We start from the raw sequence: 18,590 nt of genomic DNA, 5'->3' as shown, positions 1-18,590 counted from the left end.
CGTTCAACGCACGCCAGCATCACAAATCCGGCTCACCCCAACCCAAGCCCGGCTCGCCACATTGCGCTCGCGCGCAGGCGGCGCCGCGCCCTATTCTGGCATCCGTCACCAACCAACGGATCCATTCCAATGCACACCACAGATACCACGGCGCCAACGCGCCTGTTCTTCCTCGACTGGCTGCGCATCATCGCCTTCTTCATCCTCATCGTGTTCCACGTGGGGATGTACTACGTCAGCTGGGACTGGCACGTGAAGAGTCCGGCGGCAGGCCCCGGCCCCGAGCCGTTCATGCTGCTGTCGTCACCCTGGCGGCTCGACCTGCTGTTCCTGGTGTCGGGCGTGGCGTCCAGCTTCATGCTCGCCAAGGGCAAGGTGGCGGGGTTCCTGCGCCAGCGCAGCATCCGGCTGCTGGTGCCGCTGCTGTTCGGGATGCTGGTCGTGGTCCCGCCGCAGTCCTACCTGGAAGTGGTCGAGAAGGTCGCCTACGACGGCAGCTACCTCGACTTCATGCGCCTGTACCTGACCGGCTACGGCGGCTTTTGCCGCGGCCACGACTGCCTGATCCTGCCAACCTGGAACCACCTTTGGTTCGTGGCCTACCTGTGGATCTACACGCTGTTCCTGGCGGCGCTGGTGGCCGCGCTCGGGGACCGCTTCGACACGCTGGCCAGCCGCGTGGCGCGGTCGCTGGCGGGATGGAGGATCATCGTGCTGCCCGCCCTGGTGCTGGCGATCGTGCGCGTGCTGCTGGCCGGCCGCTTTCCGCAAAACCACGCCGTGATCGGCGACTGGTACAGCCACGCGACCTACTTCTCGCTGTTCGTGCTGGGCGCCCTGCTGGCCCGCGTGCCGCGCTTCTGGCCGCGGCTGGGCGACGTGCGCTGGGTGTCGCTCGGGGTCGCCGCTGGGTGCTGGGTCGCTGCCGTCATCTTCTGGGCAGTGCCCGACGACGCGGTACCGGCAGGCCAGGTGGAAGCCTTGCGGGTAGTGATTCGCACCGTGTATGCCTTCCTTGCGTGGTGCGCCATTGCGGCGGCCTGCGGCTTTGCCCAGCGCCACTTGCAGCGCGACGGCGCGGCACGCCGCTACCTGACCGAGGCGGTGTTTCCCGTGTACATCGCGCACCAGACCCTCATCGTGGTGATGGCGCACGCGCTCAAGCCGCTGCGCCTGGCGCCGGGGCTGGAAGCCATGATGCTGGTGGTGGCCACGCTCGTTGCCAGCTTCGGCATCTTTGAAGCCGTGCGGCGCAGCGCGCTGCTGCGCCCCTTGTTTGGCCTGGCGGCGCCGCGCAAGCAGGCCGCCGGCGCGAGCCCCCGCCTGGCGCCCGCCCGCGCGGCGTGAGGCGTGCGGCGCTCAGCCGTGTTGCGCGTTGGCCGGTTGCGCCCCGCCCTGGCTTGCGCCCTGCGGCGCCGCGCTTTGCATCGGCTGCGGCCCGCCGGTCCGGATGTGCGCGGCCTGGGCCGCGCTTGCCTCTGCCGCGTGCGCAAACGGCTCGGCCACCCGGCGCATCGTTTCCTGCTGGGTGCGCACGCCGCGCTCGGCCTGTTCGCTGGTGGTGCGCGCCACCTCGTCGGCCAGTGCGCGCGCGGTGCGCGCGGTGTTCTGCGCATGTTGCTCGGTGACCCGCGCCAGCTCCACCTGGGTGTCGGCCGCCAGGCGCGACAAGTGCTGCTGCCAGGCGCGCAGCTTGTCGGTGGCCGGCTGCGCGCGCGATGCCGCGGCGCCCAGCACCTCTGTCTGGCCGTCCGCCGCCAGCAGTTGCCTGCCGGCCTGCGCGGACTCCTCGAGCATGGCCTGCATCAGCTGGATGTTCAGGTCGCACACCTGCTGGAACGAATGGAACATGGACCTGGCCACGTCGTTCAGGTACGTGGCCTGGGCGTCGAGGTGGCTCTTGATGGCGGGACTGACGGCTTGCGGGAATGGATACATGGGTCGCCTCCAGGTAAATGGTAGTGGAAGGAACCGGCACGGCGGCGCGAGGCTGCCCGCGCACGAACGGGATGCTGGGTTTGCCCTATCCCGGTGCGCGAATGGTTCATGCCAGCACAAGGAGCAAGGCTAGGGGATACGGCCAGGTGGCTCTTGATCTGCCATAAAGGTGCAGCCCGCTTGCTGGCGCGATATTTGCATAAAGCACTGTGCCTTAACTGTTGCCAGTGTTTCGAATGTTGCTTGCGAACGATGTGCTCCGCGCCTGCGGGCCGGACGGGAAAACGATGCGTGTCCTGTGGATCGATGCAAAACAGGAGGTCGCATTCACCTATCAGTTGGAGACGCCGTGCGCGCTGCCGCAACCGGCGCGGGTGGCGATGCTGGAAGCGGACGTGCGATCCCGGCGCCTGTCGCTGCTGCTGGTCGATCCGGGCGCACCAGCCTGCCCCGCGGCGGCGGTGCCCGAGAAGCATCGCGAACTGCAGGCCAGGGCATGGGAGGTGATCGCCCCGCTGGTGGCAAGCGCGCCCGCGATCTTCCTCCCGCGCCGCCGGGCCGAAATGATCGCGCACCGCGTGGCCGAAACGGGCGTGTCGCGTGCCACCATTCTGCGCTACCTGCGGCGCTATTGGGAGCGCGGGCAGACATTGGCCGCGCTGCTTCCGGACTATGCCAACTCCGGCGCGCCGGGAAAGATCCGCGTGCCCAACGCGCACGTCAAGCGCGGGCGCCCGCGCAAGGATGCCTCGCAACCGGGCCTGAATGCGGACGCCCAGATCCGCGCCACCTTCCGCACCGCCGTGGCGCGCTACGCTGCCACGCATGCCGAGTTCTCGCGGCGCGGCGCCTACCGCCAAATGCTCGAAGACTTCTTCCGCGAGCGCGACGACTCCTCCATTCCCACCTTCGGCCAGTTCAAGTACTGGATCGAGCGCGACGCCGCCTGCGCGCTGCGCTGACGCACACCTTCTCCCAACCGTAGTGCAACAACCCGGTGCGCGCTGGTGCGGCGCGCACCGGGCTTGCGTGCCGTCGCCGCACACGCCTGGCCGCGCGTGAACGGACGCTCCCGCAAATAAAGTCTGGCGCTTGAAAAATACAGTCTGTGCATACGTCAGGCAGTCAGCCGTCGCATCGCGAACCTTGCGCGCCAACGCATGTGACGCAACGCCTGACCGGGCGCGTGGGCGCGAGCGCCATCCAGTGCACGCAAGCCGCAGTCGCCACGCGCCAACTTTATTTTCCGCCCGCGCGTCCCGGCCCGTCCGCCACACGGCGCGCTGCGGGCACAACATTATTTTTCAAAGAAAAAAATTCTCCCGACCTCACCGTGATTGGCACAGCTATTGCTATTTGCTCTTGTGTTTCACCAGTTTCGTTTTCAGCAATCACTTATCGAGGTGCGGATGGACAGCAAGGCCCGGTCAGTAACAAGACGTGAATTTTTATATCGTGCCGCCATGGTCGGCGGTTCGGCGCTGCTGCTCAACACGATGAACGCATGGGGAATGGGGATCGCCTCGCAGGCCGTCGCGCCCCCGCAACTGAGCGGCAGCGGCAAAGGCAAGAAGATCGTGATCCTCGGTGCCGGCCTGGCCGGCATGACGGCCGCGTACGAGCTCGCCAAGCTCGGCTACGACTGCCAGGTGCTCGAGGCGCGCCACTTCGCCGGCGGCCGCTGCCAGAGTGCACGCAAGGGTTTCGCGCTGCAGGAACTGGGCGGCGAAACCCAGCACTGCAAGTTCGACCAGGGCCAGTACATCAACCACGGCCCTTGGCGCATCCCGCTCGACCACCAGTCGACGCTGTACTACACGCGCCAGTTCGACGTGCCGCTCGAAGTCATGGTCAACGAGAACGACCACGCCTTCGTGTACATGGAAGACGCCGGTCCGCTGTCGAAGCAGCGCCTGCGCGGCGAACAGCTCAAGGCCGACATGCGCGGCCACGTGTCCGAGCTGCTCGCCAAGTCGGTCAAGGGCGGCCTGCTCGACCAGCAGGTCACGCAGGACGACCAGATGCTACTGCTCGACTATCTCAAGCACGAGGGCGCGCTCGAAGGCCCCGAACTGCAGTACAAGGGCCGCAGCGGCCGCGGCTATGCGGTCAACCCCGGCGCCGGCCTGGTGGCGGGCACGCCGTCGGACCCGCTCGGCTTTCGCGACCTGCTCGCCGCCAAGGTGGGCAAGGTGTACAGCGCGGTGCAGGACTTCCCGATGCACGGGACGATGTTCCAGCCGGTCGGCGGCATGGACCAGATCGCAAAAGCGTTCGAGAAGCGCGTGCGCCGCCACATCCGCTACGGGGCCGAAGTGCAGTCGATCCGCCAGAACGCCGAGCAGGTGCTGGTCACCTACAAGGACGCCGGCGGCAAGGTCAGCACCATCGGCGCGGACTACTGCCTGTGCACGATCCCGCTGTCGGTGCTGCGCATGATCGACACCGACTTCACCGACAAATTCAAGACCGCGATCCGCGGCGTGGCCTATGCCCCGGTCGGCAAGATCGGCCTGCAGATGAACCGCCGCTTCTGGGAAGAGGACGAGCGCATCTACGGCGGCCACGTGCTGACCGACCTGAAGGCCATCAACACGATTTCCCTGCCGTCGACCGGCTGGCAGTCCAGGAAAGGCGTGGTGCTGGGCTACTACCACTACGCGCTCGACGCGATCGAGGTGAGCGCGCTGTCGCCTGCCGAGCGCGCGCAGTTTGCGCTGGACGCCGGCGAAAAGATCTTCCCGGGCGCCTACCGCTCTTCTTTCGAGAACGCCTTCTCCGTGGCCTGGCACCGCGTCCAGTACAACCTGGGCGGCTGGGCCGAATGGACCGACGACGGGCGCAAGGACGCCTACCCCACGCTGCAGGAAGGCGAAGGCCGCGTGATGCTGGCCGGCGAACACCTGAGCTACCTGACCGGCTGGCAAGCCGGCGCCATCGAATCGGCCTGGCAGCAGATCGAAAAAATCCACCGGAGGGCCATGGCATGAAATTCCACGAACTCGCGATCGGGTCGGCGCTGATGGCCGCCGCCGTGGCCTGGCACACGAACGTGCGGGCCGACACGCCCGCCGGCCAGGCGCTGTTCGTCAAGAACTGCGCCGCCTGCCACCAGCCGACCGGCAAAGGCATCCCCGGCGCCTTCCCTGCGCTGGCCGGCAACACCTTCGTGCAAGGACCATCGCGCGACCCGGCCAGCGTGCTGCTCAAGGGCCGCGGCGGCATGCCCAACTTCAGCGGCAGCCTGGACGACGCCGAGATCGCGCAAGTGCTCAGCTACGTGCGCAGCAGCTGGGGCAACAGCGCCGCGCCGCTGTCGCAGGACGAAGTGAGCGCGCTGCGCACCGAACTGCAGGTGCCGCCCGCCAGCCACAGCCGCTTCGGCAACAAGCACTGAACCCTCTTTCAAAACCCCAGGAGAAACACCGCATGAACAAGCAAAAACTGCTCGCCGCCCTCTTCTGCCTGATGCCGCTGGCCGCCAGCGCGGCCGGGCCGGCGATCGTCCGCCACAAGATCCCGGGCTCCGATTTCCCGATCGCGCAGGCCGTCACGCTGCCGGCCGGTACCGCCATCAGCTTCGTCAGCGGCCAGGTGCCGCCGCTGGTGGACAAGTCGGCCGACCCCAACTCGCTCGCCGCGTTCGGCGACACCAAGACCCAGACCGAGGGCGTGCTCAAGAAGATCGCCGAGATCCTCAAGGGCATGGGCCTGTCGATGGGCGACGTGGTCAAGATGCAGGTCTTCCTGGTCGGCGACCCGGCCAAGAACGGCAAGGCCGACGTGGCCGGCTTCATGCAGGGCTACACGCAGTTCTTCGGCGGCGCCCAGCCCAACCTGCCGGCGCGCGCGGTGATCCAGGTGGCTGCGCTCTCCAATCCGGGCTGGCTCGTCGAGATCGAGGTGGTGGCCGCCAAAAAGTAACCGACCGCCGCTCCCTGTTTTCCAGAAGTTGTACACAAAACTGTTCGACCAAAAAAGGGAAATCCATGCAAAAGGCAATCCTCAAGGGCGGCGTCGCCGCCATCGTCCTGCACTCGGGTCTGGGCCTGGCCCACGCCGCCGAAGACAAGCCGCCCGAGACCCCAGATCCTGCCGCGCAGGTGGCCAATGCGGGCGTCGTGATCGTGACCGGCACCCGTGCCACCGGCCTCAAAGTCGAGGACAGCGCCTCGCCGGTGCAGGTGCTCGACGCCACTTCGCTGTCGCGCGCCGGCCAGCCTGACCTGATGCAGGCGCTGTCGCAAAACCTGCCCTCGCTGAACGCTCAGGCGTTCGGCAGCGACATGGCCGCGATGACGCTGTCCGCGCGCCTGCGCGGCCTGTCGCCCAACAACACGCTGGTGCTCGTGAACGGCAAGCGCCGCCACGGCACCTCGAACCTGTCGGTGCTCGGTGGCCCGTACCAGGGCGGCGCCGCGGCCGACCTGAACTACATCCCGATCGCCGCGATCGACCACGTCGAGGTGCTGCAGGACGGCGCCGCTGCGCAGTACGGCACCGACGCCATCGCCGGCGTGATCAACATCATCCTCAAATCGAACTACCAGGGCGGCACCGCCAGCATGAACGGCGGCGGCTACATGGACGAAGGCGGCCACACCGGCGACGCCTCGGCCAACATGGGGCTCACGCCGTTCGAGGGCGCCTTCCTGAGCCTGACCGCCGAATCGAAGTTCCACGGCTTTTCCAACCGCGGCGGGATCGACCCGCGCGTGACCGACCCGGGCACGCTGGCCGCACAGCCGACACTGAAGAACAACAGCCTGTACCCGTACCTGAACCGGATCTCGGGCGACGCCCAGTACCGCCAGCACGTGTTCGCCGCGAACTTCGGCGCCGACATCAGCAACGACGCCAGCGTGTACAGCTTTGCCACCTACGGCGAAAAGAAGGCGCGCGCGTTCGAGAATTACCGCATGCCCAGCCGCATCCCGAAGGTCTACCCGAACGGCTTCTCGCCGCTGGAGACCTTCAACGAGCAGGATTACGCGCTCACGCTCGGCGCCAAGTTCAAGGCGCTGGGCTGGCACTTCGACCTGTCCAGCACCTACGGCAAGGACGTGAGCAAGATCGGCGTGGCCAGCTCGGCCAACGTTTCGCTGTTCAACGATACCGGCTTCACGCCCACGGAGTTCAGGGCCGGCGAATTTCACGCAGGCCAGCTGACCAACAACCTGGACCTGTCGCGTGAATTCGACGTCGGCATGGCGTCGCCGCTGAACGTGGCCGCGGGCCTGGAGCAGCGCCGCGACACCTACGAGATCGTGGCCGGCGACGCCGCTTCGCGCTACAAGGAAGGCTCGCAGTCGTTCCCGGGCTTTTCGCTGACCGACGCCGGCTCGCACAGCCGCACCGGCAAGGCCGGCTACGTGAACGTCTCGGGCAAGCCTGTCACCGACCTGACGGTGGACCTGGCCGCGCGCTACGAGCACTTCAGCGACTTCGGCAACGCCAAGGTGGGCAAGCTGACCACGCGCTACGACTTCTCGCCGGCGGTTGGCGTGCGTGCCACCTACAGCAACGGCTTCCGTGCGCCGACGCTGGCCGAGGAATACTACTCGGCCACCAACGTGTCGCCGCGCAGCGCCTTCGTCCAGCTGCCGCCGAACTCCGCCGGTGCCAAGCTGGTCGGCGTGAATGGCCTGAAGCCCGAAGCCTCGACCAACATCAGTGCGGGCATCGTGCTGCACCCGAGCGCGAACCTGGCGATCACGCTGGACGCCTACCAGATCAGCATCCGCGACCGCATCGTCGGCAGCGGCGCGCTGTACGGCTCGGGCGGCGCGATCAACTCGCCGGCGGTCATCAAGGCCATCATCGCCAACGGCAACGTGCTCGACCCGACCGTGGTACAGACCGGCATCAACATCTTCTCGAACGCGGTCAACACCCGTAGCCGCGGCCTGGAGTTCGTCGCCACACTGAACAGCAGTTATGGCGAGTGGGGGAAGGTGGACTGGTCGGCAGCGGCCAACTACAACAAGGTCGAGGTCACCAAGATCAACCAGGCCCCGGCCCAGCTGCAGCCGCAGACGCTGCTCGATCCGTCGGCGATCGCCGACATCGAAACCGCCTCGCCGCGCACGCGCCTGAACCTGGGTGCGTTGTGGAAGCTTGGGAAGTGGACGATGAACCTGCGCGAGGCCTTCTACGGAAGGTCCGAATCGCTCGACTCGTCCGACGGCGCCGTGTGGTACAAGAACGAGGTCAAACCGACCTGGATCACCGACCTGGAGCTTGCCTACAGCCCGACCAAGGCCTGGACCTTCGCGGTGGGTGCGAACAACCTGTTCAACACCTACCCGAACCAGGTCAACGCGAAGCTGCTGGCCGAGCGCCGCGCCAACCTGGATAACGGCGCGGTCACGCTCTACCCGTCGTTCTCGCCGTTCGGGATCAACGGCGGCTACTACTATGCGCGTGCCAGCATGAAGTTCTAAGTGCCGGCGGGACTGCGGGACGGCAGCGCTGCCCCGCAGTCCTTGCAGAAGCGGGCCGCGCTCGCGTGACCGCGCGACCCGCACGCAGCACACGCCGGCGCCGCGCTCTCCCGTCCCGCGCGCCGGCCCCATTCCTGGCGCGTCATCTCCGCCGTCACGATTCCCGTGGGCACGGCCAGGATGCCCCACCCCAGCAGCATCATGAACGAGGCGATCAGCTTGCCCAGGCTGGTGTGCGGCGTGATGTCGCCGTAGCCCACGGTGGTCATGGTCACAATGGCCCAGTACATCGAGACCGGGATGCTGGTGTAACCGTTCTTCGGCCCCTCGACCACGTACATCACGGTGCCCAGCACCAGCACTGCCATCACCACGGCGGACAGGAACACCAGGATCTTGCGGCGGCTTGCCAGCAGGGCCTCGCCCAGGCGGGTGTACTCCTGCACGTACAGCGTGAGCTTGAAGATCCGGAAGACGCGCAGCAGGCGCAGGATGCGAATGTCCAGCAGCAGCGCGCTGCCCGGCACCAGCAGCGAAAAATACGTGGGCAGCACCGACAGCAGGTCGACGATGCCGTAGAAGCCTGTCGCGTAGCGCCACGGCCGGCGCACGCACCAGAGCCGCGCCAGGTATTCTGCGGTGAACAGGGCGGTGAACACGCACTCGGCCGCGAACAGCACGCCGTCATAGTCTTTGTCCAGTTCGGGAACGCTGTCGAGCACCACCACCAGGATGCTGAGCAGGATCGCGCACACGAGCACGATGTCGAAGCGGCGGCCGGCCGGCGTGTCCGACTCGAAGATGATGTCGTAGAGCCGCCCGCGCAGCTCGCCGCGCGGGCGCCCGTACGAAGCCGGCGCCTGGGGCACGTAGTCAGGAGATCGCTGGTCGTTCATGCCCTCGGGCCCTTGAGCTCGATGGTATTGCCCTCCGGGTCCTGCAGGTAAATCGACGGTCCCTCGCCCTCGGCGCCGTAGCGGCTCTCGGTGGGGCCGGCTTGCACCCCGCATGCCGCCAGGTGCGCGCGGATCGCCGCCTCGTCGAACGGCTCGACCCGCAAGCAGAAATGATCGAGGTTGCGGCCCTCGGCGCCGGGCGCGGCGCCGCCCGCCTTGCCCAGCTTGCCGTCCACCGGCACCAGGTCAATCAATGAGCTGCCGGCGCGCAGCTGCACCAAGCCGATCTCGTCCTGGCGCCGCTCGACCGCGCAGCCGAGCACCTTGCCATAAAAGCCGATCATGGCGTCCAGGTCGCGCACGCGCAGCACGATGTGGTCGATGTGGCGAATGCCGATGGCGTGGGTGGCGTTGGCGTCAGTCCGCATGGCGCTCCACCCATGGTGCGAAGGCGTCCACGAAAGACTGCAGGAACTTGCGCGTGGACTCGTCGCTCACGTGCTCGGCGTCGACCTTGCCGGCGATGCCGCCCACGTAGGCTTCCGGCGCGGGCATGCACGGCATGTTCAGGAAAGGCAGGCACTGGCGCAGGTGGTGGTTGGCGCCGAAGCCGCCGATCGCGCCCGGCGACACACTCACGACGCCACACGGCTTGCCGTTCCAGGCCGACTGCCCGTACGGCCGCGACGCGACGTCCACCGCGTTCTTGAGCGCCGCTGGAATCGAGCGGTTGTACTCGGGCGTGCAGAACAGGATCCCGTCGGCCTCGCGAATGCGGGTGCGAAATTCGGTCCATGCTGCCGGCGGCGCATCGGTGTCGAGGTCCTGGTTGTACAGCTGGAGCTGGCCGATCTCGACGATCTCCATCTCCAGCGCCGGCGGCGCCAGCAGCATCAGGGTCTTGGCCACCTTGCGCGTGTACGACTCCTTGCGCAGGCTGCCGACCAGTACGGCGATTTTTCTCGTTGCCATTTGCTTCCTCCTGCAGGTCAAGCCTTGGAAGACCAAATGGTAACCATTTTTGCATCACCGCGCCCGCATCCGATGCGGTGCACGGCGCCGCAAGCACCAGCTCAGTTGGGCATCTTCTCGCCGGCGCGCAAGGTCAGCACCCGCACGCCGTTGTTGGTCACGGCCACGGTGTGCTCGAACTGCGCGGACAGCCGCCCGTCGCAGGTGACGACGGCCCAGCCATCGTCCTGGGTTTCAACATCGGCCCGCCCCTGGTTGATCATCGGCTCGATGGTGAACACCATGCCCTCACGCAGCACCACGCCGGTCTTCGGCCTGCCCCAGTGCAGCACCTCGGGCGGCTCGTGCATTTCGCGGCCAATGCCGTGACCACAGTATTCCCTGACCACCGTGTAGCCGTTCTTGCGCGCGTGCTGCTCGATCGCGTAGCCGACGTCGCCCAGCCTGGCGCCGGGGCGGACCGCCCTGATGCCCTTCCACATGGCTTCGTAGGTCACCTGCACCAGCCGCTTGGCCTGTGCCGACACCTCGCCGACGAGATAGGTTTTGCTGGAATCGGCGATATAGCCGTTTTTTTCCAGCGTGATATCGAAATTGACGATGTCCCCGCTTTGCAGGAACTCGGTCGCCGAGGGCACGCCGTGGCACACCACGTTGTTGCGGGACGAGTTCAGCGCATACGCAAAACCATACTGGCCCTTGCTTGCCGGCCGCGACTGGAGCGTGTTGACGATGTAGGCGTCCACCAGGTCGTTCACCTGCATGGTCGTCATGCCGACCAGGTCCAGCCCGTCCAGATAGGCAAACACCTGGGCCAGCAGCTTGCCGGACTCGGCCATCAGGGCGATTTCTTCCGGGCGCTTGGTCATGCCGCAGCCACCTTCAACGCTTGCGGCGCAACGCCTGCGGCACGCAGCTCGCGCGCCACGATCTCGTTGAAACTCAGTGTGGGGTGCATTTCGCACAGCATGCCGATCTTGATCCAGAACGCAGCCTGCGCGTTGATCGAGCGGCACGACACCGCGCTCGCCTTGCGTATTTGGTCGTGCAAATCGTCGTCGATGTTCACAATGCCCATGCTGCCCTCTAATATATGAAACATATACGAATCATATACTCAGCAACACGGCCGCGCAAGCTCAGATGCGAATGCGACGATACTCGGCCAGGAATTTCTTTGCCTGCGCTCGACTCAGCACCACCACCGGGTCGCCGTGCCAGGCGTACAGGTAGGGCTCGCCGCCAAGCCGGTCGGTGAGCTTGGCCGACAGCAGGAAGCAGGTGCCGGGCGGGTACAGCGTCGGGTCGGTGAGTTTGCGCGCGCAGTGCACGCTCAGCGTCGGCGCAAAGGCCTGCCCTGCCATCGGATGGATCTCGAGGACGCCGGTCACCGGGTTGGACACCGATTCCACCGCCACCTCGCGGTAGGCCCAGGTATCGCGCGCCATGTCAGGCCTTTGCCGCTGGCAGTGCCTGCGCCCGCGCCACCGGCGCCTCGCGGATCGGCAGGTTGACCAGCGCCGCGCCGAGCGCCAGTACGATGTCCGCGTACCACATCCAGCGGTAGTCGCCGAAGTGCACAATCGACAGTCCGCCCAGCCAGGCGCCGAAGAAGCCGCCGATCTGGTGCGACAGCAGCGTGAGCCCGAACAGCGTGGACAGGTAGCGCATGCCGAACAGCTTGGCCACCAGGCCCGCGGTGGGCGGCACGGTGGCAAGCCAGGTGGTGCCCAGCGCGGCGGCGAACAGGTAGAAGGTGAGCGCCGTCTTGGGCGCCAGCAGGTACAGCGCGATGATCGCGGCGCGGCTGCCGTACATGGCCACCAGCAGCCACTTCATGCGGTAGCGCGCGGCCAGCGCACCGGCACCCAGGCTGCCGGCGATGTTGAACAGGCCAATCAGTCCCAGCGTGGTGCCGGCCACGCCGGCGGGAAGGCCGCACAGCGACACCTCGCCCGGCAGGTGCGTGACCAGGAAGGCGATATGAAAGCCGCAGGTGAAGAAACCCGCGTGCAGGCACAGGTAGCTGGGGTCGCGCAGCGCCTGGCGCAGCTGTTCGGTGAGCGTGATGCCGCCGGAGCCGGTGGTGGCGTGCGCCGGCGGTTTGCCGCGCATCGGCCAGGCCAGCGGAATGGTGAGCAGCGTGGACACGGCCATGAACAGCATCGCCTGCACCCAGCCGGCGGCGTTGATGATCGCCTGCAGCAGAGGCGAGAACACGAACTGGCCGAACGAGCCGCCGGCGTTGATGAAGCCCGACGCGAACGGCCGGCGCGCAGCCGGCAGGCGCTGGGCGGTGGCGCCGATCAGGATCGAAAAGCTGCCGGCGCCGGCGCCGGAGGCGGACAGGATGCCGAGCGTGACCATCAGCCCCCACTGCGAGCTGACGAAAGGCGTGGCCGCCAGACCCGCGGCCAGCAGCACCGCGCCGACCACGATCACGCGCGCCGAGCCGTACTTGTCGGCCACCGCGCCAAACACCGGCTGCGATGCGCCCCACATGAACTGGCCGATCGCCATCGCAAAGCTGATCGCGCCGATGCCAAGGCCGGTGGCAGTGTTGATCGGCGAGAGGAACAGGCCGGTCGTCAGGCGCGCGGCCATGGTGATCATCAGGATCGCGCTGGCGGAAAGGATCAGGAGCCACGCGGCGCGCGAACTCATCTCGTTGTGGTCACTCATCAAGGGTTTCCTGTGCCAATACACGCACGTCGTCCCCGCGCAGGCCGGGACCCATGCTGAGCAAGCTGCCAAGGCACTCTGCCGTGCTACGTTAGCGCATATTCAGCATGGGTTCCCGCCTGCGCGGGAACGACGTGGTGCGGATAGTGCAGATCAAGCCGCGCGGATCAGCATGGCCACCGCCTCGGCCGCCATGCCCTCCTCGCGTCCCAGGTAGCCCAACTTTTCGTTGGTCTTGGCCTTGATGTTGACCTGCTGCGGCGACACGCCCACGTCCTCGGCGATGCGCGAGACCATGTGCGGGATGTGCGGCGCCATCTTGGGAGCCTGGGCAATGATGGTGGCGTCGATGTTGCCGATCGTGTAGCCGGTATTGAGCACGCGGCTGGCCACCTCGCGCAGCAAGGTGCGCGAATCGGCGCCGGCGAACATCGGGTCGGTGTCGGGAAAATGCTTGCCGATGTCGCCCAGCGCGGCCGCGCCCAGCAGCGCATCGATGATCGCATGCAGCAGCACGTCGGCGTCGGAGTGGCCCATCAGGCCGAGCCGGTGCGGAATGGTCACACCGCCGACGATCAGTTTGCGGCCCTCGACCAGGGCGTGGCAGTCGTAGCCGGTGCCGATGCGAAACGGCGGGGTTGGGTTGTAGGATGCAAGTGCCATGATTCGTGTCTGTCTTGGGTTAAGGCGCCGCCGCCAGGTACATCTCGGCAATCTTGATGTCCGAGGGCAGCGTCACTTTCAAATTCCTGGGATGTCCTTCCACCAGTTTGGGGGCGAGGCCAAGGGCTTCAACCGCACTGGCATCATCGGTAATGGTGCTTGGGTCGGTCGCGGCTTCGAGCGCGTCGGCCAGCAGGCGGAAACGGAACATCTGCGGGGTCTGGGCCAGCCACAGGCCGTCGCGCGACAGCGTCGCGACCTCGTCGTTGATGGCGCGCTTGACGGTGTCCACCACCGGCAGCGCAAGCAGGCCACCGACCGGATGCTCGCCGGTTTCCCGGATCAGCTTTTCGATCAGTTCGGCATTCAGGCCGGGGCGCGCGGCATCGTGCACCAGCACCCAGTCGCCCGCGTGCAGCTGGTTTTCCAGCGCCCACATCCCGTTGCGCACCGATTCCAGGCGCGAGGCGCCGCCGCAGCGCAGCACGGTTACCCCATCCGGCGGCACGACGGTGTCGATGACCGGATCGTCCACGCTGACCACCACGAAGGTGTGCGCGATGAGCGGGCTCGAGCGGAAAGCGTCGAGCGTATGGCGCAGCATCGGCTTGCCGCCGATGGGCAGGTACTGCTTGGGAGAAGCGGCGCCCATGCGCGCGCCGACACCGGCGGCAGGCACAAGGGCGAAGTAACGGGGAGCTGGCTGGTTCATGCTGGCGGTCTGGTGCTTTTTGCCGAATCAATAAGAGACTGTACCTCACCTTGGCCATCTTTGCTCAGGGCGCGCAGCCCGTCGCCGGCGGCCGCGCGCGGGACCACCTGATTCCACTTTCGGCAAAAGATCGGGATGCGGCTTGAGGTGGCGCATCCCGTGCGCAAGAAAGGACTGCTATGCGCGCTGTGCGCAACGCCTCAGCCGGCCTGTGCAGGCGTCCAGCTGCCAGACAGGATCTTCTCCAGCCAGAAGGTGCCGATGATGGTCTTCACATCGGTGATCTCGCCGCGGCGCACCATGTCGAGCATTTCGGACAAGGTGACGGTGAAAGTTTCGAGGAACTCACCCTCGTCGAGTTTGGCCTGGCCTGCGGTCAGGTCGCGCGCGAGGAACAGTTCCAGGTGCTCGTCCGAATAGGCGATGGCGTTGTGGATGGTGCAGACGAACTGCCAGTCTTTGGCCGTGTAGCCCGTTTCTTCTTCCAGCTCGCGCTTGGCGCAAGCCAGGTGGTCTTCGCCGGGGTCGATCTTCCCGGCCGGGAATTCGACGAACACGCGGTCGTTGGGGTAGCGGAACTGGCGCTCGAGCAGGATGCGCCCGTCCGGCAGCAGCGGCAGGATCACCACCGCGCCGGGATGGCGGATGAACTCGCGGTGGGTGATGGCGCCGTCAGGCAGCCGGATACGGTCGCGCTCGACCTTGAGGAATTTGCCGTCAAACGCGGTTTCGCCGTCGAGGCGGGTTTCTTTGAGGTGGTCCATGCTGGGAGTGGTTTGCTGGCTGCGTTTGAACACCTGTACAGCTTCCCTCCCCCGCTAGCTGTAACACGTCGTCCCCGCGGAGGCGGGGACCCATAGACCGTGTGCGAGTGCAGCAAACGCCGCGTCACTGCAAACTCAGCATGGGTCCCCGCCTCCGCGGGGACGACGTTGGTGGCTTTACGAGGAAAAATCAGCCGCGGCGCTTGCGCAGGTAACGCAGTACAAACCCGGGAAACGCCAGAACGACGAACATGCACGCGGTAATCGCATAGAACTCCCAGGTCTGCACGAACACGTTGCCGATCCGGGATTCCAGCCCGCGCGCAAGCAGGCCGACGACGAAGTATAAAACAATCAACTCGAGAAGGCGCACGATGAAGGGTTTCGTGCGCCCCTGCCCGGCTTTCCAAGGCAGCAAGCCGAACACGCGCTCGTTGAAGAATGGCAGGTTGGCCGCCGCCAGGGCGACGGCGATGACCAACCAGCTTGCGAGGGAAACGTCCAACGCTTACGACGCCAGGGTGGCTTTGATCGCGGTCAGGCAGGTGCCCAGCAGCGCGCCCGGCATCACGCCCAGCAGCACCACGGCCACGCCGTTGAGCGACAGCACCACGCGCATGTCGAACGGGGTCGCGATCGCGGCCGTGTCGGCCGGCTCGTCGAACCACATCACCTTCACCACGCGCAGGTAGTAGAAGGCGCCGATCAGCGAGAACAGCACGGCCACGATAGCCAGCCAGATCTGGCCGGTGGCGGTCACGGCCTGCAGCACGGCCCACTTGGCCATGAAGCCCATCATCGGCGGCACGCCGGCCAGCGAGAACATCAGCACGGTCATCACCACGGCAAACCACGGGCTGCGCTTGGACAGGCCCTTGAAGTCGGCCAGTTCCTCTGCTTCGAAGCCCGAACGTGCCAGCATCATGATCAGGCCGAAGGTGCCGACGGTGGTCAGCACATAGGTGATCGAGTAGTACATCGCTGCGCTGTAAGCCGGCGCCATGTTGGCGGCGTTCGCGTCCGCGCCGCGGCCGACCACGCCGGCCAGCAGGCCCAGCAGCACGAAGCCCATCTGCGCGATGGTCGAGTACGCCAGCAGGCGCTTGATGTTGGTCTGCACGATCGCGGTCAGGTTGCCCACGGCCAGCGACAGCACGGCCAGCGCCATCAGCATCTGCTGCCAGTCGAAGGCCATCTGCGGCAGGCCTTCGACCAGGATGCGCAGCGCCATGGCGAACGCGGCCAGCTTCGGTGCGCCGCCCAGGAGCAGCGTGACGGCGGTCGGTGCGCCCTGATAGACGTCCGGCACCCACATGTGGAACGGCACCACGCCCAGCTTGAACGCCATGCCGGCCACGATGAACACCAGGCCGAACACCAGGATGGTGTGGTTGGCGCCTTGCGTCGCGATGATGCGGGTGATGTCGGTCAGCATCAGCGAACCGGTCGCGCCGTACACCATCGAGATGCCATACAGCAGGAAGCCCGAAGCCAGCGAACCGAGCACGAAGTACTTCATCGCCGCTTCGGTCGAGACTGCATGGTCGCGGCGCATCGCCACCATCGCGTACAGCGACAGCGACATCAGTTCCAGGCCCAGGTACAGCGACAGCACGCTGTTACCCGAGATCATGACCATTTGGCCCAGGGTCGAGAACAGGGTCAACACATAGAACTCGCCGCCCAGGTTACCCGACAGCATGCCGCGGTCGGTCGCGTACTGGCGCGAATAGACCAGGGTGATGCCGGTGGCCAGGTAGGTGAACAGCTTGAGCAGGTTCGCCATCGGGTCCGACACGAACATGTTGTTGAACGTGTAGGTCGTCGCGCCGCTGCTATAGTCGGCGAACGAGAAGATTGCCGCACCGGCCAGCGCAAGCAGCGTCAGCACATAGGTGATCGACCGCTTCGACTCCGACAGGAACATGTCGATCAGCAGGATCGCGGAGGCCGCGACCAGCATAAAGATTTCGGCGTAAACCGGGATCAGGTTGTTAGTCATTTGAGTCAATACCATTTAGTGAGGCAGCTTGGACTGGGCGACATGCGCGAGCAGGTCGGAGACCGAAGTCTGCATCGTGTCGGTGAACGGCGCCGGGTACAGGCCCATGTACAGCGTGAGCAGTGCGAGCACCACGAACATGAAGAATTCGCGGCTGTTCAGGTCGGTCAGCTCCAGCACATGCTTGTTGCCAGGTGCGCCGAACACGACGCGCTTGACCATCCACAGCGAGTAGGCCGCGCCCAGGATCAGGGCGGTCGCAGCCAGCGTGCCGATCCAGAACTGGTACTTGACCGAGGCCAGGATCACCATGAACTCACCGACGAAGCCCGAGGTAGCCGGCAGGCCGCAGTTGGCCATCGCAAAGAACACCGAGAACGCGGCGAACTTCGGCATCACGTTCACCACCCCACCGTAGTCGGCGATCTGGCGCGAGTGCATGCGGTCGTACAGCACACCGATGCACAGGAACATGGCGCCCGACACGAAGCCGTGCGAGATCATCTGCACGATACCGCCCTGCACGCCCAGGTCGTTGAAGATGAAGAAGCCCAGGGTGACAAAGCCCATGTGCGCAATCGACGAGTACGCAACCAGTTTCTTCATGTCGGCCTGCACCAGCGCCACCAGGCCGATGTAGATCACGGCCACCAGCGAGATGGTAATGATGAACGGCGCCAGGTAGTGCGAGGCGTCCGGGGCGATCGGCAGCGAGAAACGCAGGAAGCCGTACGCGCCCAGTTTCAGCATGATCGCGGCCAGCACCACGGAACCGCCGGTCGGCGCTTCCACGTGGGCGTCCGGCAGCCAGGTGTGCACCGGCCACATCGGCACCTTCACGGCGAACGCCATGAAGAAGGCCAGGAAGATCAGGATCTGCTCGTTCATGGTCAGCGGCAGTGCGTGCCATGCCAGGATGTCGAAGCTGCCGCCTGCGCGGTTGTACAGGTAGATGATCGCGATCAGGGTCAGCAGCGAGCCGAAGAAGGTGTACAGGAAGAACTTGAATGCCGCGTACACACGGTTCGGGCCGCCGAACACGCCGATGATGATGAACATCGGGATCAGGGTCGCTTCGAAGAAGAAGTAGAACAAGAGGCCATCCAGCGCTTCGAACACGCCGACCATCAGGCCCGACAGCAGCAGGAACGACCCCATGTACTGCGCCACGCGCTCCTGGATCACTTCCCATGCCGAGATCACGACGATGATGGTGATGAAGGCCGTCAGCGGCACGAACCACAGCGACAGGCCGTCAATGCCCAGGAAGTACTGGATGTTGAAACGCTCGATCCAGGCCGACTTTTCGACGAACTGCGGACCATGCGCAAAGTTGTTGAAGCTCGTGATGAGCGGGATCGTCGGCAAAAAGCTGACGATCGCGCCGATCAGCGACAGCACGCGGGTAAAGCCCTTGTTGTTGTCGCGGCCAACAGCCAGGACCAGCACGCCGAACAGGATCGGAAGCCAGATCGACAGGCTCAGGTAAGGAAGTGTCTGATTCATTGTCTTTGTCTA

20 protein-coding genes are annotated in these 18,590 nt (G+C 65.9%); 6 read left to right on the top strand and 14 right to left on the bottom strand.

The features are described 5' to 3' along the window. Positions 1 to 129 precede the first annotated feature (129 nt). Positions 130 to 1,347, top strand: coding sequence for an acyltransferase family protein (locus NX773_RS04720; protein ID WP_258855189.1), 1,218 nt, complete (start codon positions 130 to 132; stop codon positions 1,345 to 1,347). Between the two features lie 12 nt (positions 1,348 to 1,359). Here NX773_RS04720 and NX773_RS04715 read toward each other — a convergent pair whose 3' ends face one another. Then, complete coding sequence (locus NX773_RS04715) at positions 1,360 to 1,938, bottom strand: phasin family protein (RefSeq protein WP_258855188.1); 579 nt, start codon at positions 1,936 to 1,938, stop codon at positions 1,360 to 1,362. A 287-nt stretch (positions 1,939 to 2,225) separates the two neighbouring features. Between NX773_RS04715 and NX773_RS04710 the strand changes: the two genes are divergently transcribed. The 5 genes from NX773_RS04710 (at position 2,226) to NX773_RS04690 (ending at position 8,381) form a co-directional block, all read left to right on the top strand. Further along, entirely contained in the window at positions 2,226 to 2,900 is a 675-nt protein-coding gene (locus NX773_RS04710; RefSeq protein ID WP_258855187.1) for a hypothetical protein, read from the top strand. Positions 2,901 to 3,401: 501 nt separating this feature from the next. After that, entirely contained in the window at positions 3,402 to 4,928 is a 1,527-nt protein-coding gene (locus NX773_RS04705) for a flavin monoamine oxidase family protein (RefSeq protein ID WP_258855186.1), read from the top strand. Continuing rightward, positions 4,925 to 5,335: a c-type cytochrome gene (locus NX773_RS04700; protein WP_258855185.1), complete on the top strand. Its 411-nt coding sequence runs from the start codon at positions 4,925 to 4,927 to the stop codon at positions 5,333 to 5,335. Before NX773_RS04705 ends, NX773_RS04700 begins: the two co-directional genes overlap by 4 nt. A gap of 32 nt (positions 5,336 to 5,367) precedes the next feature. After that, the gene (locus NX773_RS04695) at positions 5,368 to 5,862 is read left to right on the top strand and encodes a RidA family protein (protein ID WP_258855184.1); all 495 of its coding nucleotides are present in this window, start codon (positions 5,368 to 5,370) and stop codon (positions 5,860 to 5,862) included. 65 nt (positions 5,863 to 5,927) lie between these two features. Continuing rightward, positions 5,928 to 8,381 (top strand): TonB-dependent receptor plug domain-containing protein, encoded by a 2,454-nt coding sequence (locus NX773_RS04690; RefSeq protein ID WP_258855183.1) that lies wholly within the window; start codon positions 5,928 to 5,930, stop codon positions 8,379 to 8,381. On the opposite strand, the gene NX773_RS04685 is transcribed toward NX773_RS04690, so the two are convergent. From NX773_RS04685 to NX773_RS04625, 13 genes are all read right to left on the bottom strand, one after another. Then, entirely contained in the window at positions 8,378 to 9,277 is a 900-nt protein-coding gene (locus tag NX773_RS04685) for an ion transporter (RefSeq protein ID WP_258855182.1), read from the bottom strand. The genes NX773_RS04690 and NX773_RS04685 overlap by 4 nt on opposite strands. Further along, positions 9,274 to 9,705 (bottom strand): VOC family protein, encoded by a 432-nt coding sequence (locus NX773_RS04680; RefSeq protein WP_258855181.1) that lies wholly within the window; start codon positions 9,703 to 9,705, stop codon positions 9,274 to 9,276. The genes NX773_RS04685 and NX773_RS04680 overlap by 4 nt, the downstream gene beginning before the upstream one ends. Continuing rightward, positions 9,695 to 10,249, bottom strand: coding sequence for an NADPH-dependent FMN reductase (locus NX773_RS04675; RefSeq protein WP_258855180.1), 555 nt, complete (start codon positions 10,247 to 10,249; stop codon positions 9,695 to 9,697). The genes NX773_RS04680 and NX773_RS04675 overlap by 11 nt, the downstream gene beginning before the upstream one ends. Positions 10,250 to 10,350: 101 nt before the next feature. Continuing rightward, positions 10,351 to 11,118, bottom strand: a complete 768-nt coding sequence (map, locus tag NX773_RS04670) for a type I methionyl aminopeptidase (protein ID WP_258855179.1) — start codon at positions 11,116 to 11,118, stop codon at positions 10,351 to 10,353. Continuing rightward, positions 11,115 to 11,327 (bottom strand): ParD-like family protein, encoded by a 213-nt coding sequence (locus tag NX773_RS04665; RefSeq protein ID WP_258855178.1) that lies wholly within the window; start codon positions 11,325 to 11,327, stop codon positions 11,115 to 11,117. The genes map and NX773_RS04665 overlap by 4 nt, the downstream gene beginning before the upstream one ends. A gap of 61 nt (positions 11,328 to 11,388) precedes the next feature. After that, positions 11,389 to 11,697 carry a hypothetical protein gene (locus tag NX773_RS04660; RefSeq protein ID WP_258855177.1) on the bottom strand — a complete coding sequence of 103 codons (309 nt, stop codon included), beginning with the start codon at positions 11,695 to 11,697 and terminating at the stop codon, positions 11,389 to 11,391. A gap of 1 nt (position 11,698) precedes the next feature. Further along, the gene (locus tag NX773_RS04655; protein ID WP_258855176.1) at positions 11,699 to 12,931 is read right to left on the bottom strand and encodes an MFS transporter; all 1,233 of its coding nucleotides are present in this window, start codon (positions 12,929 to 12,931) and stop codon (positions 11,699 to 11,701) included. A gap of 153 nt (positions 12,932 to 13,084) precedes the next feature. Further along, entirely contained in the window at positions 13,085 to 13,594 is a 510-nt protein-coding gene (gene ispF / locus NX773_RS04650) for a 2-C-methyl-D-erythritol 2,4-cyclodiphosphate synthase (protein WP_258855175.1), read from the bottom strand. A gap of 19 nt (positions 13,595 to 13,613) precedes the next feature. After that, positions 13,614 to 14,306 (bottom strand): 2-C-methyl-D-erythritol 4-phosphate cytidylyltransferase, encoded by a 693-nt coding sequence (gene ispD, locus NX773_RS04645; protein WP_258855174.1) that lies wholly within the window; start codon positions 14,304 to 14,306, stop codon positions 13,614 to 13,616. A 200-nt stretch (positions 14,307 to 14,506) separates the two neighbouring features. Further along, on the bottom strand, positions 14,507 to 15,070 hold the full coding sequence (locus NX773_RS04640; RefSeq protein ID WP_258855173.1) for an NUDIX domain-containing protein: 564 nt from the start codon (positions 15,068 to 15,070) through the stop codon (positions 14,507 to 14,509). 190 nt (positions 15,071 to 15,260) lie between these two features. Continuing rightward, positions 15,261 to 15,575, bottom strand: a complete 315-nt coding sequence (locus NX773_RS04635; RefSeq protein WP_258855172.1) for a DUF2818 family protein — start codon at positions 15,573 to 15,575, stop codon at positions 15,261 to 15,263. Between the two features lie 3 nt (positions 15,576 to 15,578). Next, entirely contained in the window at positions 15,579 to 17,072 is a 1,494-nt protein-coding gene (gene nuoN / locus NX773_RS04630) for an NADH-quinone oxidoreductase subunit NuoN (protein ID WP_258855171.1), read from the bottom strand. 15 nt (positions 17,073 to 17,087) lie between these two features. After that, positions 17,088 to 18,578 carry an NADH-quinone oxidoreductase subunit M gene (locus tag NX773_RS04625; RefSeq protein ID WP_258855170.1) on the bottom strand — a complete coding sequence of 497 codons (1,491 nt, stop codon included), beginning with the start codon at positions 18,576 to 18,578 and terminating at the stop codon, positions 17,088 to 17,090. Positions 18,579 to 18,590: the final 12 nt, after the last annotated feature.

Source organism: Massilia solisilvae, from assembly GCF_024753215.1.
Lineage (GTDB): Bacteria > Pseudomonadota > Gammaproteobacteria > Burkholderiales > Burkholderiaceae_D > Telluria > Telluria solisilvae.
The sequence above is the reverse complement of the archived record's forward strand: the minus strand, read 5'-3'. Positions and strand labels throughout refer to the sequence as shown.